The organism is Mycolicibacterium duvalii (assembly GCF_010726645.1).
Taxonomy (GTDB): domain Bacteria; phylum Actinomycetota; class Actinomycetes; order Mycobacteriales; family Mycobacteriaceae; genus Mycobacterium; species Mycobacterium duvalii.
In genome coordinates this window covers 2,204,819-2,228,517 of the sequence record NZ_AP022563.1, presented here as the reverse complement: position 1 = coordinate 2,228,517, position 23,699 = coordinate 2,204,819, and the positions used below count along the sequence as shown (strand labels likewise).

At 68.8% G+C, this 23,699-nt stretch carries 22 protein-coding genes; 11 read left to right on the top strand and 11 right to left on the bottom strand.

Annotation, left to right across the window (positions count from 1 at the left end; translation table 11 throughout):
• From ehuA to G6N31_RS10365, 5 genes are all read right to left on the bottom strand, one after another.
• Entirely contained in the window at positions 1–765 is a 765-nt protein-coding gene (gene ehuA, locus G6N31_RS10385; protein WP_098001869.1) for an ectoine/hydroxyectoine ABC transporter ATP-binding protein EhuA, read from the bottom strand.
• 16 nt (positions 766–781) lie between these two features.
• A complete protein-coding gene (ehuD, locus tag G6N31_RS10380; RefSeq protein ID WP_098001868.1) occupies positions 782–1,450 on the bottom strand; it encodes an ectoine/hydroxyectoine ABC transporter permease subunit EhuD in 669 nt (222 codons plus the stop codon).
• Positions 1,447–2,145: an ectoine/hydroxyectoine ABC transporter permease subunit EhuC gene (ehuC, locus tag G6N31_RS10375; protein WP_098001867.1), complete on the bottom strand. Its 699-nt coding sequence runs from the start codon at positions 2,143–2,145 to the stop codon at positions 1,447–1,449. The genes ehuD and ehuC overlap by 4 nt, the downstream gene beginning before the upstream one ends.
• 4 nt (positions 2,146–2,149) lie before the next feature.
• Positions 2,150–3,067, bottom strand: coding sequence for an ectoine/hydroxyectoine ABC transporter substrate-binding protein EhuB (ehuB, locus tag G6N31_RS10370; RefSeq protein ID WP_234815172.1), 918 nt, complete (start codon positions 3,065–3,067; stop codon positions 2,150–2,152).
• 256 nt (positions 3,068–3,323) lie between these two features.
• On the bottom strand, positions 3,324–3,716 hold the full coding sequence (locus tag G6N31_RS10365; protein ID WP_098002037.1) for a GbsR/MarR family transcriptional regulator: 393 nt from the start codon (positions 3,714–3,716) through the stop codon (positions 3,324–3,326).
• A 191-nt stretch (positions 3,717–3,907) separates the two neighbouring features.
• Between G6N31_RS10365 and G6N31_RS10360 the strand changes: the two genes are divergently transcribed.
• The 3 genes from G6N31_RS10360 to G6N31_RS10350 are packed head-to-tail and all read left to right on the top strand — an operon-like array spanning position 3,908 to position 6,263.
• Positions 3,908–4,798 (top strand): ABC transporter ATP-binding protein, encoded by an 891-nt coding sequence (locus G6N31_RS10360; protein WP_098001866.1) that lies wholly within the window; start codon positions 3,908–3,910, stop codon positions 4,796–4,798.
• Positions 4,795–5,502: a fluoroquinolone export ABC transporter permease subunit gene (locus tag G6N31_RS10355; RefSeq protein ID WP_098001865.1), complete on the top strand. Its 708-nt coding sequence runs from the start codon at positions 4,795–4,797 to the stop codon at positions 5,500–5,502. Before G6N31_RS10360 ends, G6N31_RS10355 begins: the two co-directional genes overlap by 4 nt.
• A 2-nt stretch (positions 5,503–5,504) precedes the next feature.
• Positions 5,505–6,263: an Rv2686c family ABC transporter permease subunit gene (locus tag G6N31_RS10350; protein ID WP_098001864.1), complete on the top strand. Its 759-nt coding sequence runs from the start codon at positions 5,505–5,507 to the stop codon at positions 6,261–6,263.
• A gap of 8 nt (positions 6,264–6,271) precedes the next feature.
• On the opposite strand, the gene G6N31_RS10345 is transcribed toward G6N31_RS10350, so the two are convergent.
• A complete protein-coding gene (locus G6N31_RS10345; protein ID WP_098001863.1) occupies positions 6,272–7,870 on the bottom strand; it encodes an efflux permease Rv1217c-related protein in 1,599 nt (532 codons plus the stop codon).
• On the bottom strand, positions 7,867–8,775 hold the full coding sequence (locus G6N31_RS10340) for an ABC transporter ATP-binding protein (protein ID WP_234815171.1): 909 nt from the start codon (positions 8,773–8,775) through the stop codon (positions 7,867–7,869). The genes G6N31_RS10345 and G6N31_RS10340 overlap by 4 nt, the downstream gene beginning before the upstream one ends.
• Positions 8,776–8,970: 195 nt before the next feature.
• Here G6N31_RS10340 and nhaA point away from each other — a divergent pair, with 195 nt between their 5' ends.
• From nhaA to G6N31_RS10320, 4 genes are read left to right on the top strand one after another with little or no spacing between them, the layout of a single operon-like run.
• On the top strand, positions 8,971–10,302 hold the full coding sequence (gene nhaA / locus G6N31_RS10335; RefSeq protein ID WP_234815170.1) for a Na+/H+ antiporter NhaA: 1,332 nt from the start codon (positions 8,971–8,973) through the stop codon (positions 10,300–10,302).
• Between the two features lie 27 nt (positions 10,303–10,329).
• Positions 10,330–12,243, top strand: coding sequence for a 1-deoxy-D-xylulose-5-phosphate synthase (dxs, locus tag G6N31_RS10330; protein WP_098001862.1), 1,914 nt, complete (start codon positions 10,330–10,332; stop codon positions 12,241–12,243).
• Positions 12,244–12,288: 45 nt separating this feature from the next.
• Positions 12,289–13,491 carry an alpha/beta hydrolase family protein gene (locus G6N31_RS10325; RefSeq protein WP_170310806.1) on the top strand — a complete coding sequence of 401 codons (1,203 nt, stop codon included), beginning with the start codon at positions 12,289–12,291 and terminating at the stop codon, positions 13,489–13,491.
• A gap of 15 nt (positions 13,492–13,506) precedes the next feature.
• A complete protein-coding gene (locus G6N31_RS10320) occupies positions 13,507–14,424 on the top strand; it encodes an alpha/beta fold hydrolase (RefSeq protein ID WP_098001861.1) in 918 nt (305 codons plus the stop codon).
• On the opposite strand, the gene G6N31_RS10315 is transcribed toward G6N31_RS10320, so the two are convergent.
• Positions 14,408–15,676, bottom strand: a complete 1,269-nt coding sequence (locus G6N31_RS10315) for an HRDC domain-containing protein (RefSeq protein ID WP_098001860.1) — start codon at positions 15,674–15,676, stop codon at positions 14,408–14,410. The genes G6N31_RS10320 and G6N31_RS10315 overlap by 17 nt on opposite strands.
• A gap of 4 nt (positions 15,677–15,680) precedes the next feature.
• On the bottom strand, positions 15,681–16,217 hold the full coding sequence (locus G6N31_RS10310; RefSeq protein ID WP_234815179.1) for a DUF3000 domain-containing protein: 537 nt from the start codon (positions 16,215–16,217) through the stop codon (positions 15,681–15,683).
• A gap of 119 nt (positions 16,218–16,336) precedes the next feature.
• On the opposite strand from G6N31_RS10310, the gene hemE reads away from it, so the two are divergent.
• The 4 genes from hemE to G6N31_RS10290 all read left to right on the top strand — a co-directional run bounded on the left by hemE (position 16,337) and on the right by G6N31_RS10290 (position 22,035).
• Entirely contained in the window at positions 16,337–17,401 is a 1,065-nt protein-coding gene (hemE, locus tag G6N31_RS10305) for a uroporphyrinogen decarboxylase (RefSeq protein ID WP_098001858.1), read from the top strand.
• Positions 17,398–18,744 (top strand): protoporphyrinogen oxidase, encoded by a 1,347-nt coding sequence (locus G6N31_RS10300; protein ID WP_098001857.1) that lies wholly within the window; start codon positions 17,398–17,400, stop codon positions 18,742–18,744. The genes hemE and G6N31_RS10300 overlap by 4 nt, the downstream gene beginning before the upstream one ends.
• Positions 18,745–18,810: 66 nt before the next feature.
• Positions 18,811–19,515: a hydrogen peroxide-dependent heme synthase gene (gene hemQ / locus G6N31_RS10295; protein ID WP_098001856.1), complete on the top strand. Its 705-nt coding sequence runs from the start codon at positions 18,811–18,813 to the stop codon at positions 19,513–19,515.
• A 186-nt stretch (positions 19,516–19,701) separates the two neighbouring features.
• Positions 19,702–22,035 (top strand): putative bifunctional diguanylate cyclase/phosphodiesterase, encoded by a 2,334-nt coding sequence (locus G6N31_RS10290; protein ID WP_098001855.1) that lies wholly within the window; start codon positions 19,702–19,704, stop codon positions 22,033–22,035.
• Here the strand turns inward: G6N31_RS10290 and msrB are convergent.
• Together msrB and aftC are read right to left on the bottom strand one after the other, a co-directional pair.
• Complete coding sequence (msrB, locus tag G6N31_RS10285; RefSeq protein ID WP_098001854.1) at positions 21,987–22,403, bottom strand: peptide-methionine (R)-S-oxide reductase MsrB; 417 nt, start codon at positions 22,401–22,403, stop codon at positions 21,987–21,989. The genes G6N31_RS10290 and msrB overlap by 49 nt on opposite strands.
• Positions 22,400–23,686, bottom strand: coding sequence for an arabinofuranan 3-O-arabinosyltransferase (gene aftC / locus G6N31_RS10280; RefSeq protein ID WP_098002033.1), 1,287 nt, complete (start codon positions 23,684–23,686; stop codon positions 22,400–22,402). Before aftC ends, msrB begins: the two co-directional genes overlap by 4 nt.
• Positions 23,687–23,699 lie beyond the last annotated feature (13 nt).

Genomic DNA, 23,699 nt, shown 5'->3' with positions numbered 1-23,699 from the left:
TCACCGCTCCTCGAGCACCGCCCGCAGGAATGTGCGGGTGCGTTCGTGCTCGGGATCGTTGAAGATCTTCGACGGCGGACCGTCTTCGACGATGACGCCGTTGTCGAACATCAGCACCCGGTCGGAAACGTCTCGGGCGAAGCGCATTTCGTGGGTGACGATCAACATGGTGATGTCGGTGTCCTCGGCGATGTCGCGCAGCACGTCGAGCACGTCGACGACGAGCTCGGGATCCAGTGCCGAGGTCACCTCGTCGAGCAGCAGGATGTCGGGCGACATCGCCAGCGCCCTGGCGATCGCCACCCGCTGTTGTTGCCCGCCTGACAGCCGGGTGGGGTGCGCGTCGACGAAGTCGGCCATGCCGACGCGGTCGAGGAGTTCGGTGCCGCGGGTGCGTGCTTCGTCCTTGCTCAGACCCAGCACCGACACCGGTGCCTCTATGACGTTCTCGATGACCGTCATGTTCGGGAACAGGTTGAACTGCTGGAACACCATGCCGATGCGGCGGCGCACCCGCCGCAGGTATTTCTCCGAGGCCGGCACCAACTTCTCGCCGCGCTGCTGGTGGGTCAGCGGCTGACCGTCGACCCAGATCACCCCGTCGGTGACCCGCTCCAGGGTCATCAGCAGCCGCAGGATCGTGGTCTTGCCGGAGCCGGACGGGCCGATCAGGGTGACGCGCTCCCCGGGCGCGACGGTGAAGTTCATCCCGTCGAGGACGGTCTTGTCACCGAATCGTTTGACCACGTCGGCGAATCGGACCATCGGGGTGGCCGGCTGCTCACTGGGCAAGGCGAATCTCCAGCTTTCTCATCAGGACCGAGGTGGGGTAACTCGCCGCCAGGAAGATCAGGCCGGCGATGGTGATGGGTTCGATGTAGCGGTAGTTCTGGCCACCGAACTGGTTGGCCACCGTGACCATCTCGGCCACTCCGATGACGATCAGGAACGGTGTCTCCTTGAACAGCGCGATCACCTGATTGCCCGTCGACGGCAGAACGCGGCGGATCACCTGCGGCAGGATCACGGCTCGCCAGGTTCGGTAGGGCGGCAGCGACAACGCGGTGGCGGCCTCCCACTGGCCCGGCGGGATGGCATCGATGCCGGCGCGGTAGACCTCCGACATGTAGCAGGCATAGTGCACGCCGAGCACCGCGATGCCGGTGATCAACGCGCTGGGCCGGATGCCGAGCACCGGGAGCCCGAAGTAGACGAAGAACAACTGGATCGGGATCGGGGTGCTGCGCACGAATTCAATCACCGCATACGCCGGCCAGCTGATCCAGCGGCTGTCGGCGCGACGCAGCAGCACCAGCGCCAACCCCGCCACGATGGCCACCGCCGACGCCGCCGCGGTGATCCCCAGGGTCAGCTTCAGGAACGCGGTGAGCAGTCCCGGCAGCACGTCTGCCGCGTAGTCCCAATCCCACAGGCTGCGTTCGCCGGTCACGCGGTGCCCACCGCCCCGGGTGCGCTGACGACGACGGCTTTCGGACCGCGGCCCACGCGGGCGGCCGTGCGCACCTCGACCCACCGCGTCGCCGCGACCAGGGCCTGGGCCAGCAGGAAGTACACCACCAGCGCGATGCTGAAGGCAGCCATGCTGCCGATCTCGAACTGCAGCTGTTTGACCTCGAAGGTCAGCTCGGTGATGCCGATCAGGTACAGCAGCGACGAGCTCTTGAGGATCTGGATCCACAGATTGCCGAACGGCGGGATCATCTCGGGCAACGCCTGCGGCAGGATGACCCGCCGCATCCGCTGGACCCGCCCCAGCCCCAGAGCGACGGTGGCCTCCCACTGCGGCGTCGGTACCGAAGCGATTGCGCCGCGGACGATTTCCGACCCGTAGGCCCCGAAGTTCAGCCCGAACGCGATGGTGGCGGCCGCCATCGGCTCGAACCTCAGCCCCAGCTGCGGCAGCACGAAGAAGATCCACAACAGCTGGATCACCAGCGACGTGCCGCGAAAGAACTCCACGATGGTGCGGGAGACGCCGCGCACGAGCATCGAACCCGACAGCGCCATCAGCCCGAACACGAACGAGACCAGCAATGCTGCCAGCGCGCCGAGCACCGTGTACAGCAGCGTCACCCAGGCGCCGTGTAAGAACAGCGGCGCGGCGTCACCGAGCTCGGTGAGCACCGGCTCAGCCTTGGCAGAGCTGTTCGGCCGTCAGTTCCGGGTCGGGACGCTCGGCCTCGGTGAACCCGTAGGGTTCGACGAGCTCGAGCCACTTGGGGCTCTGGATCAGCTCGGCAAGCTGTTCGTTGAACGCCTCACGCAACGCGGTGTCGTTCTGCCGGAACACCGCGGCGCCGGCACCGATCTGCTCCTCGCCGTCGATGACCGGCACGAACGCCTCACTGACCTCGACCGTGTTGTCGTCGGCGGCGAGTGCGCGCAGCGAGATGCTGGTCAGCGCGAACGCGTCCGCGCGACCGGACTTCACCGCATCCAGTCCGGCCTGCTGGTCGGCGACGATCTGCAGCCGGTCGTCGGGGATGCCCGAACCCTTGGCCTGGTCGACCTCGACGGCGCCGTTCATCACCGCGAGCCGGGCGTCGCCGTCGGCGACGGAGCTGTAATCGCTGAGCCCCTTGGGGTTTCCGGTCGGCACCAGCAGGGATGTGGTGGCCACATACACCGGGTTGCTGAAGGCGGCCTGCTCGCAGCGTTGCGGGGTGATGAACATGCCCGCGGTCACGACATCGACGCGCTCGGAATTGAGGGCCTGGATCAGCGAACCGAACTCGAAGAGATGTGGCTCCAGAGTGATTCCGCCGATCTGGTCGAAGATGTAGCCGTGAATCGCCGGGTCTTCGCCGACGAGTTGACCGTTCTCGCGGTAGGCATAGGGACGCTCGTTGGCGAAGCCGACGTTGATCTTCTTGTCGGCTTTGATGCGTTCGAGAGTGCTCCCTTCACCGGCCGGATTTCCGGTACCGGGTTCGGTGGTCGAGCAGGCCGCGGCGGCGACCAGGACGGCGGTCAAACCGCCGGCGATCGCGGCACGGCGCAGGACGGCGGCCAAACGGACGGTGGGCTTGGTCATCTCGGCTGTCATCTGGAGACCTCTTCTCGGAATCGTCGCGCCGACGACCACGGTCAGGTGCCGCGCCCGACGGCACGACAGTGCACGTCCACGCCAAGCACGGCGCCAAGCCGTAGTCCTACCGGTGCATCGACGTTATGGCGGTTACGCAGGAGAAGTCAAAGCCGCCGGGGCTTCGTGACCGCACCGTGACTCGTGTCGTAGCGTGCGGAGTTGACGAAAAAATCTATGGGGCAACGGTATTCGGTGCAGTGGTGGTGAGGACGAATCAGCGGTCCGGTCGCTTACTCTGGCGCCATCGCTCCAGGATTGGGGGGATCTCGGCGAGCAGGAAGTCGTAGAAGTCGCGCATCTGGGCCAGCCGTCGCCCGGCGACACTGTCCGGTCCGGAGACGCCGACTCCGGCGTCGGCGGCCGCGCGGAAGGCCGCGATCACCTCGTTCTGATTCGTGTAGTGCACCGCCCACGCGTCGTCGCGCAGCCGGTAGTGGTCGCGCCGGCTGCCGGGAACGGGAACGCGTTCGACCAGGCCGACCGACGTGAGCATCCTGAGGGCGCCCGACACCGCGCCCGCGCTGGCGTGGAGCTGCTCGCCCAGCTCGCCCATCGTCAACGTCGCGTGCTCGGTGAACAACAGGGCGGCCAGGACCCGCGCCATCATCCGCTGCAGGCCATGGCTACTGAGGACCAGCGCGAATTCCTCGGCGGCGCGGGCGGCTGCGTCAGCATCTCGGGAAGTGGCCACGCCTCAGCCTAATAGTCTTCAGAAATTTGTGAAAGTTCAGTACATTGATTGCGGTGCTCCGGGAAGTCTGGTCGGAAGTTCTGTCCGCACGCCGAGAAGGGCCACCGATGCAGGCTGACACACCCACGCCGACGGATGACGTCATCCGGGTCCGTGACCTCACCTATCGCTACCCGAAAGCCGATCAGGCGGCGGTGCGGGGCATGGATTTCGCCGTCGCGCGCGGCGAGATCTTCGGCTTCCTCGGCCCCAGCGGGGCCGGTAAATCGACCACACAGAAGCTCCTCGTCGGTCTGCTCCGCGGCCACGGCGGACATGCGCGGGTCTGGGGCAGGGACCCGCAGGAGTGGGGCCCGGACTACTACCAGCGCATCGGGGTGTCCTTCGAGCTGCCCAATCACTACCAGAAGCTGACCGGTGCGGAGAACCTGCGCTTCTTCGCGTCGCTGTACGACGTGCCCACCCGCGACCCGATGGAACTGCTCGACGCGGTCGGACTGCGCGAGCATGCGGACACGCGGGTCGGCAAGTACTCCAAGGGAATGCAGATGCGGCTGACCTTCGCGCGCGCGCTGATCAACGACCCCGAACTGCTCTTTCTCGACGAACCCACGTCCGGCCTGGACCCGGTGAACGCGCGCAACGTCAGGAGCATGGTGCTCGACCTGCGGGCTCGGGGTCGCACCGTCTTTCTGACCACCCACGACATGGCGACTGCCGACGAATTGTGTGACCGGGTGGCGTTCGTCGTCGACGGCCGGATCGTGGCGCTCGACGCCCCGTCGGAACTCAAGATCGCCCGCAGTCGGCGCCGGGTCCGCGTGGAGTACCGCAACAGCCAGGGCGGCCTCGACAGCGCTGAGTTCCCGATGGAGGGCCTGGCTGATGACCTGGAGTTCCACGCGATCCTGCGCAGGCGTCACGTCGAGACGATCCACAGCCGCGAAGCCAGCCTGGACGATGTTTTCGTCGAGGTCACCGGACGGCAGTTGGCATGACCCGGTTCCGGAGCGCGCTCACCCTCGAGGTGACGCTGCAGGCACGGCAGAAGTTCCTGCACGCGGGAATCTTCTCCGGGCTGATCTGGCTGGCGGTGTTGCTGCCGATGCCTGCCGGGTTGCGGCCGGCGGCAGAACCGTACGTGCTCGTCGGCGACATCGCGATCATCGGCTTCTTCTTCGTCGGCGGGACGGTGTTCTTCGAAAAGCAGGAGCGGACCATCGGGGCCATCGTCACGACGCCGCTGCGTTTCGCGGAGTACTTGTGGTCCAAACTGATCGTGCTGCTGTCGATCTCGGTGTTCGTCGCGATCGTGGTGGTCACCGTCGTCCATGGTCTCGACTACCGTCCGGCACCCCTGCTGGCCGGGGTGGTGTCCGGCACCCTGCTGATGCTGCTCGTCGGATTCATCACCTCGTTGCCGTTCGGGTCGGTCACCGATTGGTTCCTGGCCGCGGTGATCCCGTTGGCGGTGATGCTCGTGCCCCCGATCGTGCACTATTCCGGACTATGGCCGCATCCGGTGCTCTACCTCGCGCCGACCTTGGGCCCGTTGCAGATGTTCGGCACGGCGTTCGGCCAGTTCCAGCCCGAACCGTGGCAGGTGCTCTACGCGCTGGGTTATCCGAGCGTGTGCCTCATCGGCCTCTACGTCGCTGCCCGGGTGCTGTTCCGCCGATTCGTCGTCGACCGAGCGGGCTGACCGTGAGGGCGATCTCGGGTTCCGACTACACCAGGGCGCTCATCGCGTTCGGCCGCAACGACCTTCGCGGCACCTACCGGGACCCGCTGCTGATCATGCTGGTGGTCGCGCCCGTCATCTGGACCACTGCCGTGGCGGTATTGACCCCGTTGTCCACGCGGATGCTCGCGGAACGGTACAGCTTCGACCTGGTGCCGTACTACCCGCTGGTGATCACCGCGTTTCTGCTGCTGACCAGCATCATCATCGCGGGTGCGCTGGCCGCCTTCCTCGTGCTCGACGAAGTGGACGCCGGCACGTTGACCGCGCTGCGAGTCACTCCGGTCCCACTCCAGGTGTTCTTCGGCTACCGGGCCGCGACGGTCCTGGTCGTCACCACCGTCTACGTTGTGGCCACCTCGGCGTCGAGCGGCTTACTCCCCATGGGGCTGATCCCGACGATGATCCCGATCGGTCTGCTTGCCGGCCTGTCCGCGATCGTGACGCTGCTGCTCATCATCACGGTCGCCGGCAACAAGATCCAGGGGCTGGCCATGGTCCGCGCCCTCGGCATGCTGATCGCCGGCCTGCCCTGTCTACCGTGGTTCATCGACTCGGCGTGGCATCTGGCGTTCGGTGTGCTGCCCCCGTACTGGGCCGCCAAGGCGTTCTGGGTGGCCGCCGAGCACGGCACGTGGTGGCCGTATTTCATTGGGGGAGCGGTGTACAACGTCGCGGTCGCGTGGCCGCTGTTGCGCCGCTTCGTGGCGATGAACGGGTGAGCGGACGGTCAGGTCACCAGATCGCGTCGGTTGAAGCCCGCAACGCCCAGGGCGGCTGCCGCCGCGCCGAGAGCAATCATCACGCCGAGGGCCGTCAGATGCGGGGAATCCAATGGGACAGCCGTTGCATGGGTGAACGGCGACACGTTGGTGACCCATTGCGGAGCCCCGGTGCTCTGCGAGACGACCCCGACCAGGAACCCGCCCACCACCGGCACGGCCCCCCAGAGACCGACCATCGCCGGTGCCCATCCGGCGGCCAGTGCGGCAGCGCCCAGTGCCAGCCCGGCGATCGGTGCGGTGTTCAACGCGCCGGCCAGCGCGTCGACCGCTGTCAAGGGCGCGCCGGTAACCTCGGCCCCGATCCACATGGCCAGCGCCGCAATCGCGTGCAGCACCAGCACGCCCAGGAGAGCCGCAGTGATCTCGTTGCGGATCAATGTCATTCGCGAAACGTCGGTGGCGAGCAGGAGCGTCCATCGGCGGGCCCGTTCCTCGGCGACGAACGTGGCGAGCCGGGCCGCGGCGTACAAGCCGGTGGCCAGCGGCAGGATGTTGAACAACGCTGCCGCGAAACCACCGGCCGAGTCCAGGCCCACAAATCCGGCTGTCGAAGCCAGCTGCCCGAACCGCGGATTGTCGTCGAAGAACGCCAGGACCGACGCTGTCATCGCGCCGATCACGGCGAAATAGACGCCGATGCCCAGCCCCCAGCCGGCCAGCGGGCGGATCGCCCGGCGCACCGCGAACGCTGCGATCGATCCCAGCAGTGCCGTGTGGGGCCGGCGCCGGGTCCGCACCCGCAGCCACCCGCTGTCGAGGTCGCGGCGCGCCGCGGCCAGCGCCACCACCGCGGTCAACGTCGCGGTCGCGATCAACACCGCCAGCGGGACGGGGTCGTTGTCGGCGTATGGCGCGGCTCGGGCGACCAACCCGAACGGTGACAGCCACGCCAGCCACGACAACGGCGCGACACCGTCGGCGACCATCCGCAGCAGCAGGGCCGCCATCAGGCCGGCGACGGCCAGGCCGACGGCCGTGGCACGGTTGGTCGCCACCTGCGCGGTCAGCAGACCGAGGGCCGCGAACGCGGCGACGACTCCGAACATGCCCGTCGCGTAGACGACCGACCCGGACAGCTGGGTGTCGGCGGCCAGCATCGCGCCGGCCACCGCCACGCTGATCAGCAGCGCAGCCCCGGTCAACACGGCAAGGCAGCGGGCGGCCGCATCGATCGGGCGCACCGGCCCGGAGAGCAGCAGTTGCCACCGACCGGCATCCTCCTCGCCGCGCGTGATCCTGGTCGCGGCCAGCAGCACCCACACCGAGGCCAGCACCATCAACGGCGTCCCGGTCCGCCACACCGTGAAGCCACCGGGATCGTCGAGCGCCACCGCGGGGCCGAACAGCACCCGAATGGCCGGGTTCTCGACGAGCGCTCGCAGCGATCCCTGGTCCAGCGCACCCTGGAACGTCTCGCGGTACTGCAGGGCCACCACGGCCGACATCACCGCGCAGACCGCGGCGACGATGACCGCGCCAAGACGGATCTGGCGCAGCGCCAACCGCGCGACCGCCCGCTGCGGCCGCCACGCCACGGTGGTCACCGCGCCGCACCGCCGTAGTAGTCCAGGAATATCTCCTCGAGCGTGGGCTCCCGCATGCTGACCGCGACGACCTCGGCCGCCGCGAGCGCCCGCAACGCCGCCGCCGGCGGTCCGGCGACGTTGAACCGCAACCGGTTCCGGTCGAGCTGTTGCGTGTCGGTGACCCCGGCGGCGTCGTCGAGCGCCGGGGCGACGCCGCGGTACGTCACGTCGACCACGGTCCGGCGCAGACGTCGCAACTCCTCCACGCGGTCGACCTCGACCAGCCGACCTCCTCGCAGGATCGCGACCCGGTCGCAGACCGCCTCGACCTCGGCGAGCTGGTGGGAGCTGAGGAACACGGTCTGCCCCCGTTCCCGGGCCTGCTGGATACAGCGCCGGAACTCGCGCTCCATCAACGGGTCCAGACCGCTGGTGGGCTCGTCGAGCAACAGCAGCGGGGCGCGGGTGGCGAACGCCGCCACCAGCGCCACCTTCTGCCGGTTGCCCGTGGAGTACGTCTTGGCGGGGCGGTCGACATCCAGATCGAAGCGTCGGATCAGCTCGGCGCGGTAGGTGGTGTCGATGCCCGGTCCCAGAGCGGCCAGCAACTCGAGGATCTCGGCTCCCGTCAGCATCGGCCACAGCGCGACATCGGCCGGTACGTAGGCGAGGTGGCGATGGGCGCGACGCACGTCACCGGCGTCGACGCCGAACACCCGCGCGGTGCCGGAGGTCGGTCTGAGCAGTCCCAGCAGCAGCCGGATGGTCGTCGACTTTCCCGCACCGTTGGGTCCGAGGAATCCGAACACCTCGCCGGGCGTCACCGTCAGCGTCACGTCGTCGACGGCGACCAGGTCGCCGAAGCGTTTGGTCAGGGCCGCAGTGTGGACGGCGAATTCGGGTACAGGCGCCGATGCGTGCACGGGAACACCTCCATGGTCGGACCGCTCTCAGCCGACCCGTCTTCCCGGCGCACCACAGTGCAAAATACTCCGGCACGGGCTGCTGCGAAAGACCTGGACGTGCGCGCCGCCGACGATGGCTTAGGGTTGAGAACCGGTGTGCCGGGAAGTCTGGTCGGCGCCATCCGATCGCACCCAGAGGTATTGAGGCTCCACGTGACTGACAACCCTTCATCTTCGCGTCGGCTGTTCAGCCGGGGCTCGTGGGCGGAGACCAGCCGCGTCAGCACGATCCTGCGCAAGGAGACCGTCGGCGGTGTCATCCTGCTCGTCGCGGCCGCGGCTGCGCTGGTGTGGGCGAACTCGCCGTGGGCCGAGAGCTATTTCGCTCTGCGCGACCTGAAGGTCGGCGCCGAACCCTTCGGCCTGCACCTGCAGTTGACACTGGGCCACTGGGCGGCCGACGGACTGTTGGCCATCTTCTTCCTCGTGGTGGGGCTGGAACTCAAACGCGAGTTCGTCGCCGGCGACCTGCGGGACCCGCGCCGCGCCGCGCTGCCCATCGCCGCCGCGGTCGGCGGCATGGTGGTGCCGGCCCTGATCTTCGTCGCGGTCACCGCCCGGGTCGGTGACGGGGCGCTGCGCGGCTGGGCGATCCCGACCGCCACCGACATCGCCTTCGCCGTGGCCGTCCTGGCCGTCATCTCGACCCACCTGCCGTCGGCACTGCGCACCTTCCTGCTGACGCTGGCCGTGGTCGACGACCTGCTGGCGATCGTGGTGATCGCGGTGTTCTACACCGACGAGATCGAGGTGTGGGCGCTGGCCGCCATGTTGATCCCGCTGGCCGCGTTCGCGCTGGCCGTGCAGCGTGGGGTGCAGGCCTGGTGGGTGTTGATGCCACTCGGCGTGGCCACCTGGGTGTTGATGCACGAGTCGGGGGTCCACGCGACGGTGGCCGGGGTGTTGCTCGGGTTCGCGGTGCCGGTGCGGCGCTCGGCGACCCGGTCGACTGCAGCCGGCAAGGTACGCCACGAGGTCGGACTGGCCGAGCACTTCGAGCACCGGCTGCGGCCGCTGTCGGCCGGCCTGGCCATCCCGGTGTTCGCGTTCTTCGCCGCGGGAGTCAGCCTGGGCGGTCTGAGCGGCCTGTCCCGCTCGCTGACCGATCCGATCGCGCTGGGCATCATCGCGGGGCTGGTGCTGGGCAAGCCGATCGGCATTCTGGGCACCACCCGGGTGCTGGCGTCGCTGACCCGCGCCAAACTGGACAGCTCACTGCGCTGGATCGATGTGCTCGGCGTGTCCATGCTGGCCGGGATCGGGTTCACCGTCTCGCTGCTGATCGGCGACCTGGCCTACGGTCTGGGCTCAGATCGTGACGAATTGGTGAAGGTCGGCGTGTTGACCGGATCCCTGATCGCCGCCTTGGCGGCCTCGATTCTGTTGCTGTCCAGAAACGCCTCCTACCGGCGGATTCACCAGGTCGAGACCCTCGACGCCGATCACGACGGAGTGCCCGACGTCTACCAGACACGACAGGACTGACCCGTGCGCGGTGCGTAGACTGACGGGATGCTTGAACAGATCCGCGGTCCCGCCGATCTGCAACACCTCTCGCAGGCGCAACTGGAGCAGCTGGCCCGCGAGATTCGCGACTTTCTGATCCACAAGGTCGCGGCCACCGGCGGACATCTGGGACCCAACCTGGGCGTCGTGGAGTTGACGCTGGCGCTGCATCGCGTCTTCGACTCGCCCTACGACCCGATCCTGTTCGATACCGGCCATCAGGCCTATGTGCACAAGATGCTCACCGGCCGGTGCCCGGACTTCGAAACCCTGCGCAAGAAGGACGGCCTGTCCGGTTATCCCTCGCGGTCGGAGAGCGAACACGATTGGGTGGAGTCCAGCCACGCCAGCGCGTCGCTGTCCTACGCCGACGGGCTGGCCAAGGCGTTCGAGCTCAGCGGTCACCGCAACCGTCACGTGGTCGCGGTCGTCGGCGACGGTGCGCTGACCGGCGGCATGTGCTGGGAGGCGCTGAACAACATCGCCGCGTCGCGTCGGCCGGTGGTCATCGTCGTCAACGACAACGGTCGCAGCTATGCGCCGACGATCGGCGGCTTCGCCGAGCATCTGGCCGCGTTGCGGCTGCAGCCCGGCTATGAACGTGTCCTCGAGGAGGGCCGTAAGGCGGTGCGCGGGGTACCGGTCATCGGTGAGTTCTGCTATCAGTGCATGCACAGCATCAAGGCCGGCATCAAGGACGCGCTCTCTCCGCAGGTGATGTTCACCGACCTGGGCCTGAAGTACGTCGGCCCGATCGACGGCCACGACGAGCACGCCGTGGAGAGCGCGCTGCGGCACGCCCGCACGTTCAACGCCCCGGTGGTCGTGCACGTCGTCACCCGCAAGGGCATGGGCTACGCGCCGGCGGAGAACGACGTCGACGAGCAGATGCATGCGTGCGGTGTGATCGACCCGCAGACCGGCCTGGCCACCTCGGTGCCCGGCCCCGGATGGACGTCGACGTTCTCCGAGGCGCTGGTCCGGCTGGCCGCCAAGCGCCGCGACGTCGTCGCGATCACCGCGGCGATGCCGGGACCGACCGGCCTGAGCGCGTTCCGGGACCGGTTCCCGGACCGGTTCTTCGACGTGGGTATCGCCGAACAGCATGCGGTGACCTCGGCGGCCGGGCTGGCGATGGGCGGACTGCACCCGGTCGTGGCGGTGTACTCGACATTCCTCAACCGTGCGTTCGACCAGCTCATGATGGACGTGGCGCTGCACCGGCTGCCGGTGACTCTGGTCCTCGACCGCTCCGGGATCACCGGCCCCGACGGCGCCAGCCACAACGGGATGTGGGACCTGTCCATTCTCAACGTGGTGCCCGGGATGCGCGTGGCGGCGCCGCGCGACGGTGCCCGGCTGCGCGAGGAGCTCGCCGAAGCGCTGGACGTCGACGACGGGCCCACCGCGCTGCGTTTCCCCAAAGGCGATGTGGGCGAGGACATCCCCGCGCTGGAGCGGCGCGACGGGATCGACATCCTGGCCGTGCCCGACCGCGACTCGTCCGAGGACGTGTTGCTCGTGGCGGTCGGACCGTTCGCGGCCATGGCGTTGGCTATCGCGGAGCGGTTGCGCACTCACGGCATCGGTGTCACCGTGGTCGACCCGCGCTGGGTGCTGCCGGTACCGGACGGGATCGTCCCGCTGGCGGCGCGCCACAAGTTGGTGGTGACCCTCGAGGACAACGGTGTCCAGGGTGGCGTGGGCTCTGCGGTGTCGGGCGCGCTGCGTCGCGCCGAGGTCGACGTGCCCTGCCGCGACGCGGCGTTGCCGCAGCGGTTCTTCGACCACGCCTCCCGCGGCGAGGTGTTGAGCGAGGCCGGGCTGACCGAGCGCACCATCGCGCGCCACATCACCGGGTGGGTGGCCGCGCTGGGCACCGCGGTCACCGAACCCGCGGTCAGCGAACATCTGGACTGACGCCCTGGACCGGCCCCGCTGCTGCGGGCCACTAGGGTGGCGGTCATGGGATCGCTTGTCGCCGTTCGTGTTGCCTCGGTTCGCGTTGTCGCCGTCATCTCGCTGATCGCGGTGAGCCTGGCCGGCGCCGCGGTCTCGGCTGCGGCGGCGCCGCAGTGGTCGGGTCTGGACGCACGGCAATACGCCGGGCCGATTCCCGCCCCTGGTGGGTTGATTGAGGCGGTCCCGCTGGACCCCGCGCTGTCCGTCGCGGGCGCCGGCCCGGCGTACCGGATCCTGTATGCGACCGTCGATCAGCACGACCGCCCGGCGACCAGCACAGGTGCGGTGTTCGTCCCGAGAAGTGCTGCGCCGCCGGGCGGCTGGCCGGTGGTGGCCTGGGCGCACGGCACCGTCGGGCTGGGCGACGACTGCACCCCGTCGGCGCGGCCGCGCAGCGCCCGCGACAACGAGTACCTGACGCACTGGCTCGACCAGGGGTACGTGGTGGTGGCCAGTGACTACGCCGGTTTGGGTACGCCCGGGCTGATGAGCTACCTCAACAGCGTCACGACCGCCCGCGGGGTGACCGATGCGGTGCTGGCCGCCCACCACTTGGAGCTGCCGCTGGCGCCCGAGTGGGCTGTGGTGGGCCAGTCTCAGGGCGGCGCGGCCGCGGTGGCCACGGCGCGATGGGCCAGCGAGTTCAGCGCCGGTTCCGGGCTGCACTACCGCGGGGTGGTCGCCACCGGCACACCTGCCCGGGTCGAAGACCTGGTCAAGCAGGCCGGGCCGGACATGGCGGTGCCGCCCGAGCTGGGCCCGGTCGCCAATGCCTATGCGGCCTACATCATCGCCGCGTTGCGAGAGGCCCGCCCCGACCTGGGCCTCGACCAGGTGTTGTCCGCGGCCGGGCGGGCGGCGGCCGACCGTGCCGAAACCCTTTGTCTGGCCGAGCTTTCGGAGTCACTGTCTGACGCCACGGTGCCGGGCCTGTTCAGCGCGCCGGTAGCGTCGCTGCCGGGTGCCGCAGCGGCGATCGACGACTACATGGGCATCCCGTCCGATGGCTACGACCGCCCGCTGTTCCTCGGAGTCGGGTTGCGCGACCGCGATGTGCCGCCCAGCCTGACACTGTCGTTCAACGAGCGGCTGGTTGCCGATGGTCAGCAGGTCACGTTGCAGGTGTACCCGGACCAGGACCATGGCGGCACGGTGCTGGCGTCGCTACCCGATTCCACCCCGTTCCTGGCGGAGCAGCTGAGCTGAGGGCAGACTCGGATCATGGACGCAGAGCTGGCGCGGTGGCGCGACGCCGGGGAGTACTTCGACTATCTGGGTTTCGACATCTTCTATCGGCTGGCGGGACACCCCCTCGGCACCGGACCGCACCTGCTACTGATCCACGGCTACCCGTTCAACACCTTTGACTGGGCTCGGATCTGGGCCACCCTGACGCAGCGCTTCACGGTCATCGCGCCGGACCTGTTGGGGCTCGGCTTCTCCGCCAAACCCGTGGCGTACCGGTACACCGTGGGTGATCACGCCGACATGCACGAGGCGCTACTGGCGCATCTCGGGGTGCGCAGCGCCCATGTACTCGCCCACGACCTGGGCGACTCGGTCGGTCAAGAGTTGTTGGCGCGCAGGGAATTCGGCGAGCAGCAGTATGGCGCTTGGGATATCGAGTCGATCACCTGGCTCAATGGGGGCCTGATCAACGAGGCCTACACCCCTCGGGTGATGCAGAAGCTGATGTCGGGCACCGTGCTGGGAGACCTTCTCAGCCCGTTGCAGGGCAGTACGGTGTCACGGCGGGTGCTGGAGCCCACTATCAACGAGATGTTCGGCCCGCACACCAAGCCGACGCGTGAGATGCTCGAGACGCTTCACCAGATCCTGCAGTACAACGACGGAAAGCGGGTGCTGCACAAGGTGGGACGGTTTCTGGAGGACCGCACCGTCCACCGCAACCGGTGGGTGCGGGCCATGCGGCAGACCCCGGTGTCGATGCGGCTGATCGACGGCCCGGCCGACCCGAACTCGGGTGCGCACATGGCGCGCCGCTACGCCGAGGTAGTGCCCGACTCCGACGTCGTGATGCTGGCCGACCACATCGGGCACTGGCCTCAGATCGAAGCACCCGAGGCGGTGCTGGCGCACTTCCTCGACCACATCGACCGCGTCACGTCTGCGCGCTAGTCAACGCCTGCGCGAGCACCGGCACGGTCAACTCGCGCTGCCATGGGCGCGCCGAGCACGCCCGCAGGAACTCGTCCACCGCGGCTTCGGCATCGGCGACCGCGGTCCAGTCCCAGCACAGGCGGCGGACGACATCCGGCGACAACAGATTCTCGACGGGCACCGAAACCTGTTGCGCCAACTCGGTCAAGCCGGCTTTGGCGGCCTCCAGGCGCGCCGCGGCCTCCGGTTTGCGGCGGGCCCATCGCGACGCCGGCGGGGGACCGGTGGATGGCTCCTGCGCCGAGGGCGGCTCGGCTGATCGGGCCCGCGCCAACGCGTCGAGCCACACCTGCGCGCTGCGCCGCTGCCGCTGCCCGCCGAACACCGGCAGCGCGGTCAACTTCTCGACGCTGTCGGGGTCGACGGTCGCGGCGTTGATGATCGCGCTGTCGGGCAGGATGCGGCCGGGCGCGATGTCGCGGCGGCGGGCGATCTGATCACGGGTGCTCCACAGTTCGCGGACCGCGGCCAGCGCGCGCGGGTCGCGAACCTTGTGGATACCCGAGGTGCGGCGCCAGCGGTCCCGGCGAGTCGGAGCGGCCTCGAACGTGCGCAGAAACTCGAATTCCTGTCGCGCCCAGTCGGTTTTGCCCTGTTCCTCGAGCATCGAGGCGATCGCGTCGCGCAGTTCGGTGAGCACCTCGACGTCGAGCGCGGCGTAGTTCAGCCAGTCGTCGGGCAGCGGTCGCTTCGACCAGTCCGCCGCGCCGTGGCCCTTGGTCAGCGCCAGACCGAGCAAGCGCTGCACCATCGCCGCGAGGTTGACCCGGTCGAAGTTGGCAAGGCGTCCGGCGAGTTCGGTGTCATAGAGCGATGTCGGCCGGATCCCGACCTCAGCCAGACACGGCAGGTCCTGGTCGGCGGCGTGCAGCACCCATTCGTCGGTTTCGAGCACCGCGGCTACCGGGGCGAGGACCTCGACCGAGTCGCCGCCGTGGCTGACCGGATCGATCAGCACCGTGCCGGCGTTCTCGCGGCGGATCTGAATCAGGTAGGCACGGTTGGAGTACCGGAATCCCGAAGCGCGCTCGGCATCGACGGCGAACGGGCCCCGACCCGACGCGAGCAGGTCGGCGGCGCGGGCGATCTCACTCCGGCTCGCCGACACGGCGGGCACCCCGTCGCGGGGCGCCAGGAGTGGCGCGGCGTCGGTCTCGGTGGCGGAGTCCGATGATTCCAGGGCAGAACCCGCGGGGTCGATGTCGGGCATCGGCTCAGGCGCGAGTCCGGGAGTTCAGGTCGGTCACCCCGGATGGCGGGAGCCCGGCGGCGTGCTCGAGCACCTCGCAGAACGCCTGCACGTGCGGACCGAGGTCCAGGGTGGTCGCCGTCCACGACGCCCGCAACTCGAGCTGATGGGCCCGCGGCGGACCGGAGATGTCGCCGTAACGCACCGAGGTCGTCGCGGTGACGGTGCCGCCGAGGGCGGTGACCTGCTCGCCGTGCTGCCCGAGCGCGTCGGCCAGCCAGCTCCATGCGACTTCGGGCAGCAGCGGGTCGACGGCCTCGCTGGAGTCCAGGTCGGCCTGGATGTAGGCCACCAGCCGCATGGTGCCGTCCCAAGCGTCCGCACCTTCGGGGTCGTGCAGCAAGATGAGCCGGCCGAACGCGTCGCCTTCGGAACGTTCCGGAACGATCGCGGTCTCGGCGTGCTTGACCTCGGCGCCCAGCGCATAGCTGTACGGCGCGAGGCGCTGCGGCGGCCGGATCGGGCCGAGCTCGATCTCCGGCCGGACGGTGGTGGCATTCATGGCCGCCACCGCTTCACGGAATTGAGCCGGTTCGGCGGTGGTCACAGTGTCTGACGCTAGTCGATCGGCGCGCCTGTGGGCGCAGGCGCGCCGATCGACTCATGGCAGCATGGACAGCGATGAATACGCGCCGCGAGCTGCCCGAATCGCCGTACCTGGCTGCCGTCGCCGGCCGCAAACCCCACCGGGTGCCGGTGTGGATGATGCGGCAGGCAGGACGGTCCTTGCCGGAATATCGCGCCCTGCGGGCCAAGAACACCATGATGCAGGCCTGTTTCGACGCCGATTTGATCACCGAGATCACGTTGCAGCCGGTGCGTCGGCACGACGTCGATGCGGCGATCCTGTTCTCCGACATCGTGGTGCCGCTGCGGGCGGCCGGCATCGCATTGGACATCGTGCCCGACGTCGGACCCGTGATCGAGCGTCCGGTCCGCACCCTCGCCGACGTCGAGGCCATCACCGAGCTGCAGCGCGACCAGGTCGCGCCGGTGGCCGCGGCGGTCGGCCGGCTGACCACCGAGCTGGCCGATGTGCCGCTGATCGGCTTCGCCGGCGCGCCATTCACGCTGGCCTCCTACCTGGTCGAGGGCGGTCCCAGCCGTCACCACGAACACACCAAGGCCATGATGCTGGGCGCCCCCGAGCTCTGGCATGCACTGATGACCGCGCTGACCGACGTCACCATCGGATTCCTGCAGACCCAGCTCGATGCCGGTGTCGACGCGATCCAGGTGTTCGACTCGTGGGCGGGCACGCTGTCGCTGGCGGACTACCGCACCTACGTGCTGCCGCACAGCGCCCGAGTCTTCGCGGCGCTGGCCGGCTACGGCGTGCCGATGACGCATTTCGGCGTCGGTACCGCCGAGCTGCTCGGCGCGATGTCGGAGGCGGTGACCGGCCACGGCACACCCGCGGTGGTCGGGGTGGACTGGCGCACGTCGCTGACCGACGCCGCCGCCCGGGTGCAGCCCGGAGTCGCCCTGCAGGGCAACCTCGACCCCGTGGTGCTGCTGGCGGGCTGGCCGGTGGTGCAGCGCGCCGTGCGCGCCGTCGTCGACGACGGTCGCCGCGCGATGGACGCCGGCGCGGTCGGGCACGTGTTCAACCTCGGCCACGGGGTGTTGCCGGCCACCGACCCCGCAATCATCACCGACACCGTGGCCTTGGTGCACGAGTTGTGAGTCGTTCCTATTGCGTTGTCGGAGGCGGCATCTCGGGGTTGGTTGCCGCCTACCGGTTGCGGGTGGCTGCCGGTCCGCACGCATCGATCACGGTGCTCGACCCGGCCGATCGGCTGGGTGGGGTGCTGCGCACCGAACGTATCGCCGGTCAGCCGCTCGACGTCGGCGCCGAGGCCTTCGTCGCGCGGCGTCCCGAGGTGCCCGCGCTGCTCGGCGAGCTGGGACTCTCCGGAAAGCAGATCGCCACCACCGGGGCTCGACCGCTGATCTACTGCGGCGACCAGCTGCACCAGCTACCCAAGGACACCGTCAACGGCATCCCGTCGCGTCCAGCGGCGCTGACCGGGCTGGTGGACGACGCGACCATGCGGCAGATGCTCGACGAGCCGCGGCGGCCGATGTCCTGGCAACCTGGCGCCGACCCGTCGGTCGCGGACCTGGTGGGCGACCGCTTCGGCGAACAGGTGGTGATCCGTTCGGTGGACCCGCTGCTGGCCGGGGTCTACGCCGGTTCGGCCGCCACCATCGGCATCCGCGCTGCCGCGCCGACCGTCGCCGCGGCGCTCGACCACGGCGCGCGCAGCCTGACCGAAGCGGTCACCGCGGCACTGCCACCGCCGCTGCCCGGCTCGGTGTTCGGTGCCGTCGAGGGCGGCTATCAAGTGCTGCTCGACGAGTTGGTGCACCGTACCGCCGCCACCTGGGCGCAGGTGGCCGTGCGCGGCGTGCAGCGCGCCGGAACGGGGTGGGAGATCGTCGATGACGAGGGGGTGCGCCGGTCGGCGGACGCGGTGGTGCTCGCCGTCCCGGCGCCGCGGCTGCCCGGCCTGATCGCCGACATCGCGCCCGGCAGCGCCGCGGCGGCGCGCCGGATCCCGGTTGCGTCGTCGGCTGTGGTGGCATTGGCGCTGCCCGGCGGCACCCCGCTGCCGGAGCAGTCCGGGGTCTTGGTGGCGGGCCGGACCCGGCTGCATGCCAAGGCCGTCACGCTGTCGTCGCGCAAGTGGGGCCGGCGCGGCAATGTGGAGCTGGTGCGCCTGTCGTTCGGGCGGTTCGGCGACGATCTGGCGCGCAGTGTCGGCGACGACGAGCTGCTGACCTGGTCGGTGCAGGACCTGCAGACGCTGTTCGGGATATCCGTCGAGCCCGAGGACAGCCGGGTGACGCGCTGGATCGACGCGATGCCGCAGTACGGCCCCGGGCATGCCGATCTCGTCGCCGAAATCCGCGCGGGCCTACCTCCCACACTGGCGGTGGCCGGCGCCTACCTCGACGGCATCGGGGTACCGGCCTGCGTGGCCGCCGCCACCCGGGCCGTGGCCGGACTGCAGGTGACGCACTGACGCACGGGCAGCGCCGCCGCCGACTCCACGGCCGGCGGTGTTCAGCCTGCGTGGCACGATAGGAGCATGTCCAAGCTCGATTTCGACGCCCTCAATGCGACCATCCGGTACCTGATGTTCTCGGTGTTCTCGGTGACCCCCGGCGAGCTGGACCGGGACGACGACGCGCGCGCGGCGGTCGTCGACGAGACCGCAACGTTCCTCAAGCAGCAGGAAGACAAGGGCGTCGTGGTCCGCGGGCTCTACGACATCGCCGGCATGCGCGCCGACGCCGACTTCATGATCTGGACGCACGCCGACACCGTGGAGGCGTTGCAGGCCACCTATGCCGATTTCCGCCGCACCACAGCCCTGGGGCGGGCATCGACCCCGGTGTGGAGCAATGTCGCGCTGCACCGGCCCGCCGAGTTCAACAAGAGCCACATCCCGGCCTTTCTCGCCGGTGAGGAGCCCGGCGCCTACATCTGTGTGTATCCGTTCGTCCGATCGCTGGACTGGTACCTGCTACCCGACGAGGAACGCCGGCGGATGCTGGCCGAGCACGGGATGGCCGCGCGCGGATACAAGGACGTCCGGGCCAACACGGTGCCGGCGTTCGCGCTCGGCGACTACGAATGGCTGCTCGCGTTCGAGGCCCCGGAGTTGCACCGGATCGTCGACCTGATGCGCGATCTGCGCGCCACCGACGCGCGCCGGCACGTCCGTGAGGAGACCCCGTTTTTCACCGGTCCGCGGGTGTCGGTCGAGCAGTTGGTCACCGCGCTGCCGTAGCCCTTTGCTGCTGACTGCCTAACCCGGAACCGTCGTTTCGGGCCTGCAAAGTCGCAGAAACGACCATGATCCGGCTCCGTGTCGTAGAAACCTGCTACTGCGCCGCAAAATGGCAGGCGCCGGCAAATATGAGAGGCCGGGTTCGATCTGGTCTGGCTTGATCCCAACAGTTGCTAAGCTCCGGCCATGCCGAACCTGCGGGGGGTGGCGGCGGGCGCTGCGATCGGGGGCGCGGCTTTTTCGGTTTGGCTGCTCACCGATTGGGGTGGCCACGCTGTCATTCGTTGGGTCGACGACCTCGGACTGGTCGTCTTCTCGAGCTTCGCTGCGCTGTGCGCAGCCACCGCGGCCTCGCGCGCGCAGGGCAAGGACCGGCTGGCCTGGTGGGCGATGACGGCCGGGGTGGCCGCCTGGCTGGCCTCACAGCTGATCCGGACCTACATCCATTTCACGTCCGACTCCCATCCGTTCCCGTCGTGGGTCGACACCGGGTATGTGCTGTTTCTGGCCGGGGCCGGGCTGTGCCTGGTGTTCCTGCTGTCGACGACACCGCCGCAGACCCAGGTGCGGATGCTCCTCGACGGGGTGATCATCGGCGCGGCGCTGTTCGGTCTGGCGTGGGTGACGGTGCTGCAGACGGTGCACTCGGTGCGCGCGGGAAATCCGGCGGCGGTGGCGATGGCGCTGTCCTATCCGATCGTCGACATCGCGCTGATCACCGTCGCGGTGCTGATGCTGGTGCGCGCCCCGGCGGGCGGCCGCGCACATTTGGCCTGGCTGGCGGGCGGGCTGACCCTGATCGCCCTGTCGGACACCAGCTATGCGTATCTCACCGCGGTCGACGACCAGCACTTCCATGTCATCGCGATCGGGTGGGCGTGGGGCTTCGTCTGTATCGGCCTGGCGGCGCTGGTGACGTGCAGGCCGGCAGTCGGCGGCGTGACCCGCGCGTCTTCGGTGCCGCCGCGCCTGTCGGTGTGGCTGCCCTACCTGCCCGTGGTGCTCTCGGCGCTGCTCTGCACCCCGATGCTCGTCGACGGTCTGGGACCGGTCTTTGTCGCCGCGGCGGTGACGGTGATCGCGGTGCTGATCCGGCAGTTCCTCGTATTGGGTGAGAACCGTCGGCTGCTGGCCGAGGTCGCCGATCGGGCGGTGCACGACCCGCTCACCGGGCTGGCCAACCGCGCCGTGTTCTCCGATCGCCTGGCTCATGCGATGGCGCTGCACGACCGCCACGCGCTCGACGTCTCGGTGCTGGTGCTCGATCTCGACGACTTCCGGCTGGTCAACGAGAGCTTCGGGCACCGTGCGGGGGACATGGTGCTGGTCCGGGTCGCAGAACGGCTGGCCGGGACCGTGCGGGCCAGCGACACCCTGGCCCGCGTCGGCGGCGACGCGTTCGCCGTGATCATGATGGGGGATCCCGCCGCGGCCCGGGATATCGGCGAGGATGTGGTCGAGGCGTTCGACCGGCCGTTCCTCGTCGACGGTCAGGAGCTGCGGTTGCGGCCAGGAGTGGGGCTGGCAACCACGGCCTCCGGGCAGCGGTGTCCGTCGGCCGATGAGCTGTACAAGCGTGCCGAAGTTGCGCTGGAGGCCGCCAAGCACGCCCGCACGGGCCGGCTGGTCGTGCACACGCCGGGCATGGAGCCCGGACAATTGGTGCCCGCGCCCACCGGCTGCGACACGGGTGTGGGGTCTGCGCAGTTGCTCGCCGAGCTGCGCTCGGCGATCGAGCAGGGCGGGCTCAGCGTGGTGTACCAGCCGAAATTCGACCTGGCCACCGACGAAATCGTCGGACTCGAGGCGTTGATTCGCTGGCCGCACCCGCGTCGCGGGCTACTCGGGCCGGACCAGTTCCTTCCCCTGGTCCGACGTCACGGGTTGATGCGCTCGCTGACTTCGGTGGTGCTCACCGCGGCGCTCGATGACGCCGCGCGCTGGCATGCGCTGGGAATCGGTGTCCCCGTCGCGATCAACGTGTTCGCGCCGGCCATCACCGACCCGCACCTGTGCGACCAACTGACCGCGGCGCTCGACGAGCGGGCCCTGCCGCCGGACTGGTTGACCGTCGAGATCACCGAGGATCTGCTGCTGGACAACCTGGGCAAGACTCGGACGGTGTTCGAGACGTTGCGCGCCAAGGGAATTCGTGTGGCCATCGACGACTTCGGCAGCGGCTATTCGGCGCTGTGGTACCTCCGAGAATTCCCCGTCGACGAGGTCAAACTCGACCGGGAGTTCATCGCGCCGATCCTGACGCACCCCGCGTCGGCTGCGATCGCCCGCGCGGTCATCGGACTCGCGCATTCCCTGGGCATCACCCCGGTCGCCGAAGGGGTGGAGAACGCCGAAACCGCAGCGCGGCTTCGAGAATACGGCTGCAGAATCGCACAGGGCTTCCACTTCAGCGCGCCGCTGCCGGCTCCGGCGATCCAGGACCTATTGCTGCGGCAGCAGTCGGTCGACGGTCAGGAGCCGGCGGGCACCAGGCGCAGCGAAATCGAGTTGATGCAATAGCGCTTGTCGGTCGGTGTCGGGTAGCCCTCACCCTCGAACACGTGGCCGAGATGACTGTGGCAGTTGGCGCACAGCACCTCCACCCGGCGCATGCCCATCGAGTCGTCAGGGCGCAGCACCACCGCATCGGAATCGGTCGGGTCGAAGAACGACGGCCAGCCGCAGTGGGATTCGAACTTCTCGGTGCTGCGGAACAGTTCGGCGCCGCAGGCGCGGCACTGGTAGACGCCCTCGGTCTTGGTGTCGGTGTACTCGCCGGTGAAGGGCCGTTCGGTACCGGCCCGGCGCAGCACCGCGAACTCCTCTGTGGTCAGCCGTTCACGCCACTGATCGTCGCTGAGTACCAGCTTGGGACCTGTCGCTGTCATGCCCTCAGGCTACTCGGCGCGGCCACCGCGTCACGCGGCTCGGCGACCTCTTTCACCCACGGCGGATCGATGCCGTCCTCGAGGCGGCCCTCCTGTTTGGCATCGAGGTAACGGAACAGCAGCACCGAGAACACCACGATCACCAGCAGTGACCAGCCGTAGGTGATCTTGAGGTATTCCAGAGCGCGGCCGGTGGTCGGCCAGTGATACAGCAACCACCGGTCCATCGTGGTGAACCCGTAGATCGCCAGCCAGGCCACCCAGCTGCGGATCACCGAGTTGGGCAGCACGACGGTCATCAGGAACGGGAACAGCATCATCGAGTAGTAGCCCTGGCCCAGCGACAGCACCAGCCACGATGTCAACAGCAGCACACCCGACGACGTCAACATCCAGAACAGCGGGTCACGGGTGCGGTAGTAGCGGTACAGCAGCCACAGCGATGCCGCACCGAGCACGGCGAACGCCACCCGCAGCGTCATGATCAGCCACATCGGCAGGCCGTAGTAGACGCCGTTGCCCAGGATCGAGCTGTTGAAGTAGTCGCGCGTGGACAGGATGTAGGGCAGGGTGCGCGTCACGAAGCTCATCGGGTCGCTGATCAGCGGCCATGCGACGGCGTTGAACACCGCCGGCACGGCGAACGCGGTGACCAGCGCTCGCCACTGCCGGTTGAGTAAGGGCAGCAACAGCAGCGGGGCCAACAGCGGTTTGACCACCAGGGTCAATCCGATCGCCACCCCGGCCCACCATTCGTGACGACGTTCACCGGTGAGCAGCCAGCGGAAGAACAGCACCTCGAACAGCAGGATGGGTCCGTTGATGTTGCCGAACACCAGCGTGTTGGTGACGTTCTCGGTGCAGAACATGGCCAGGAGCAGCGCGGGCGCGGCCACCGAGGCCAACGTGAACTTGAACAGCCGCAGCAGGAAATACGCGGCCAGCAGGATCGCCAGCGTATTGAAGAAGATGAACCAGTATCGGGACGCCTCGACGGGCAGGTACCCGAACGGCGCCATCAGCAGCGTCCCGCCGGGCGGGTAGAGGTAGTGCGGGTCGACGTGGTTGAAGTTCTCGTTGTAGATGTCCCAGCCGAGCTTGAAGTTGACCACGGCGCGGTAGACGGGCGCGAAATCGTCGGTGATGTAGCCGTTGGTGGCGAGGACGTAGCTGCGGTGGATGATCGACAGGATCGCCAGCGGCCACAGGATCGACCGCAGGACCGAGGCGGTGGTCGGCGGTGAGGTGCGGGGCCGGAAGGCGGTCAGAACAAGATCGCGCACGTGCGCACCGTAC

What these genes read in the sequence shown, in the direction of transcription:
- ehuA (WP_098001869.1), bottom strand. Translation starts at nt 765, where the DNA reads ATGGTCCGATTCGCCGACGTGGTCAAACGATTCGGTGACAAGACCGTC.
- ehuB (WP_234815172.1), bottom strand. Translation starts at nt 3,067, where the DNA reads ATGACAGCCGAGATGACCAAGCCCACCGTCCGTTTGGCCGCCGTCCTG.
- G6N31_RS10365 (WP_098002037.1), bottom strand. Translation starts at nt 3,716, where the DNA reads ATGATGGCGCGGGTCCTGGCCGCCCTGTTGTTCACCGAGCACGCGACG.
- G6N31_RS10360 (WP_098001866.1), top strand. Translation starts at nt 3,908, where the DNA reads ATGCAGGCTGACACACCCACGCCGACGGATGACGTCATCCGGGTCCGT.
- G6N31_RS10355 (WP_098001865.1), top strand. Translation starts at nt 4,795, where the DNA reads ATGACCCGGTTCCGGAGCGCGCTCACCCTCGAGGTGACGCTGCAGGCA.
- dxs (WP_098001862.1), top strand. Translation starts at nt 10,330, where the DNA reads ATGCTTGAACAGATCCGCGGTCCCGCCGATCTGCAACACCTCTCGCAG.
- G6N31_RS10325 (WP_170310806.1), top strand. Translation starts at nt 12,289, where the DNA reads ATGGGATCGCTTGTCGCCGTTCGTGTTGCCTCGGTTCGCGTTGTCGCC.
- G6N31_RS10320 (WP_098001861.1), top strand. Translation starts at nt 13,507, where the DNA reads ATGGACGCAGAGCTGGCGCGGTGGCGCGACGCCGGGGAGTACTTCGAC.
- G6N31_RS10315 (WP_098001860.1), bottom strand. Translation starts at nt 15,676, where the DNA reads ATGCCCGACATCGACCCCGCGGGTTCTGCCCTGGAATCATCGGACTCC.
- G6N31_RS10310 (WP_234815179.1), bottom strand. Translation starts at nt 16,217, where the DNA reads ATGAATGCCACCACCGTCCGGCCGGAGATCGAGCTCGGCCCGATCCGG.
- hemE (WP_098001858.1), top strand. Translation starts at nt 16,337, where the DNA reads ATGAATACGCGCCGCGAGCTGCCCGAATCGCCGTACCTGGCTGCCGTC.
- hemQ (WP_098001856.1), top strand. Translation starts at nt 18,811, where the DNA reads ATGTCCAAGCTCGATTTCGACGCCCTCAATGCGACCATCCGGTACCTG.
- G6N31_RS10290 (WP_098001855.1), top strand. Translation starts at nt 19,702, where the DNA reads ATGCCGAACCTGCGGGGGGTGGCGGCGGGCGCTGCGATCGGGGGCGCG.
- msrB (WP_098001854.1), bottom strand. Translation starts at nt 22,403, where the DNA reads ATGACAGCGACAGGTCCCAAGCTGGTACTCAGCGACGATCAGTGGCGT.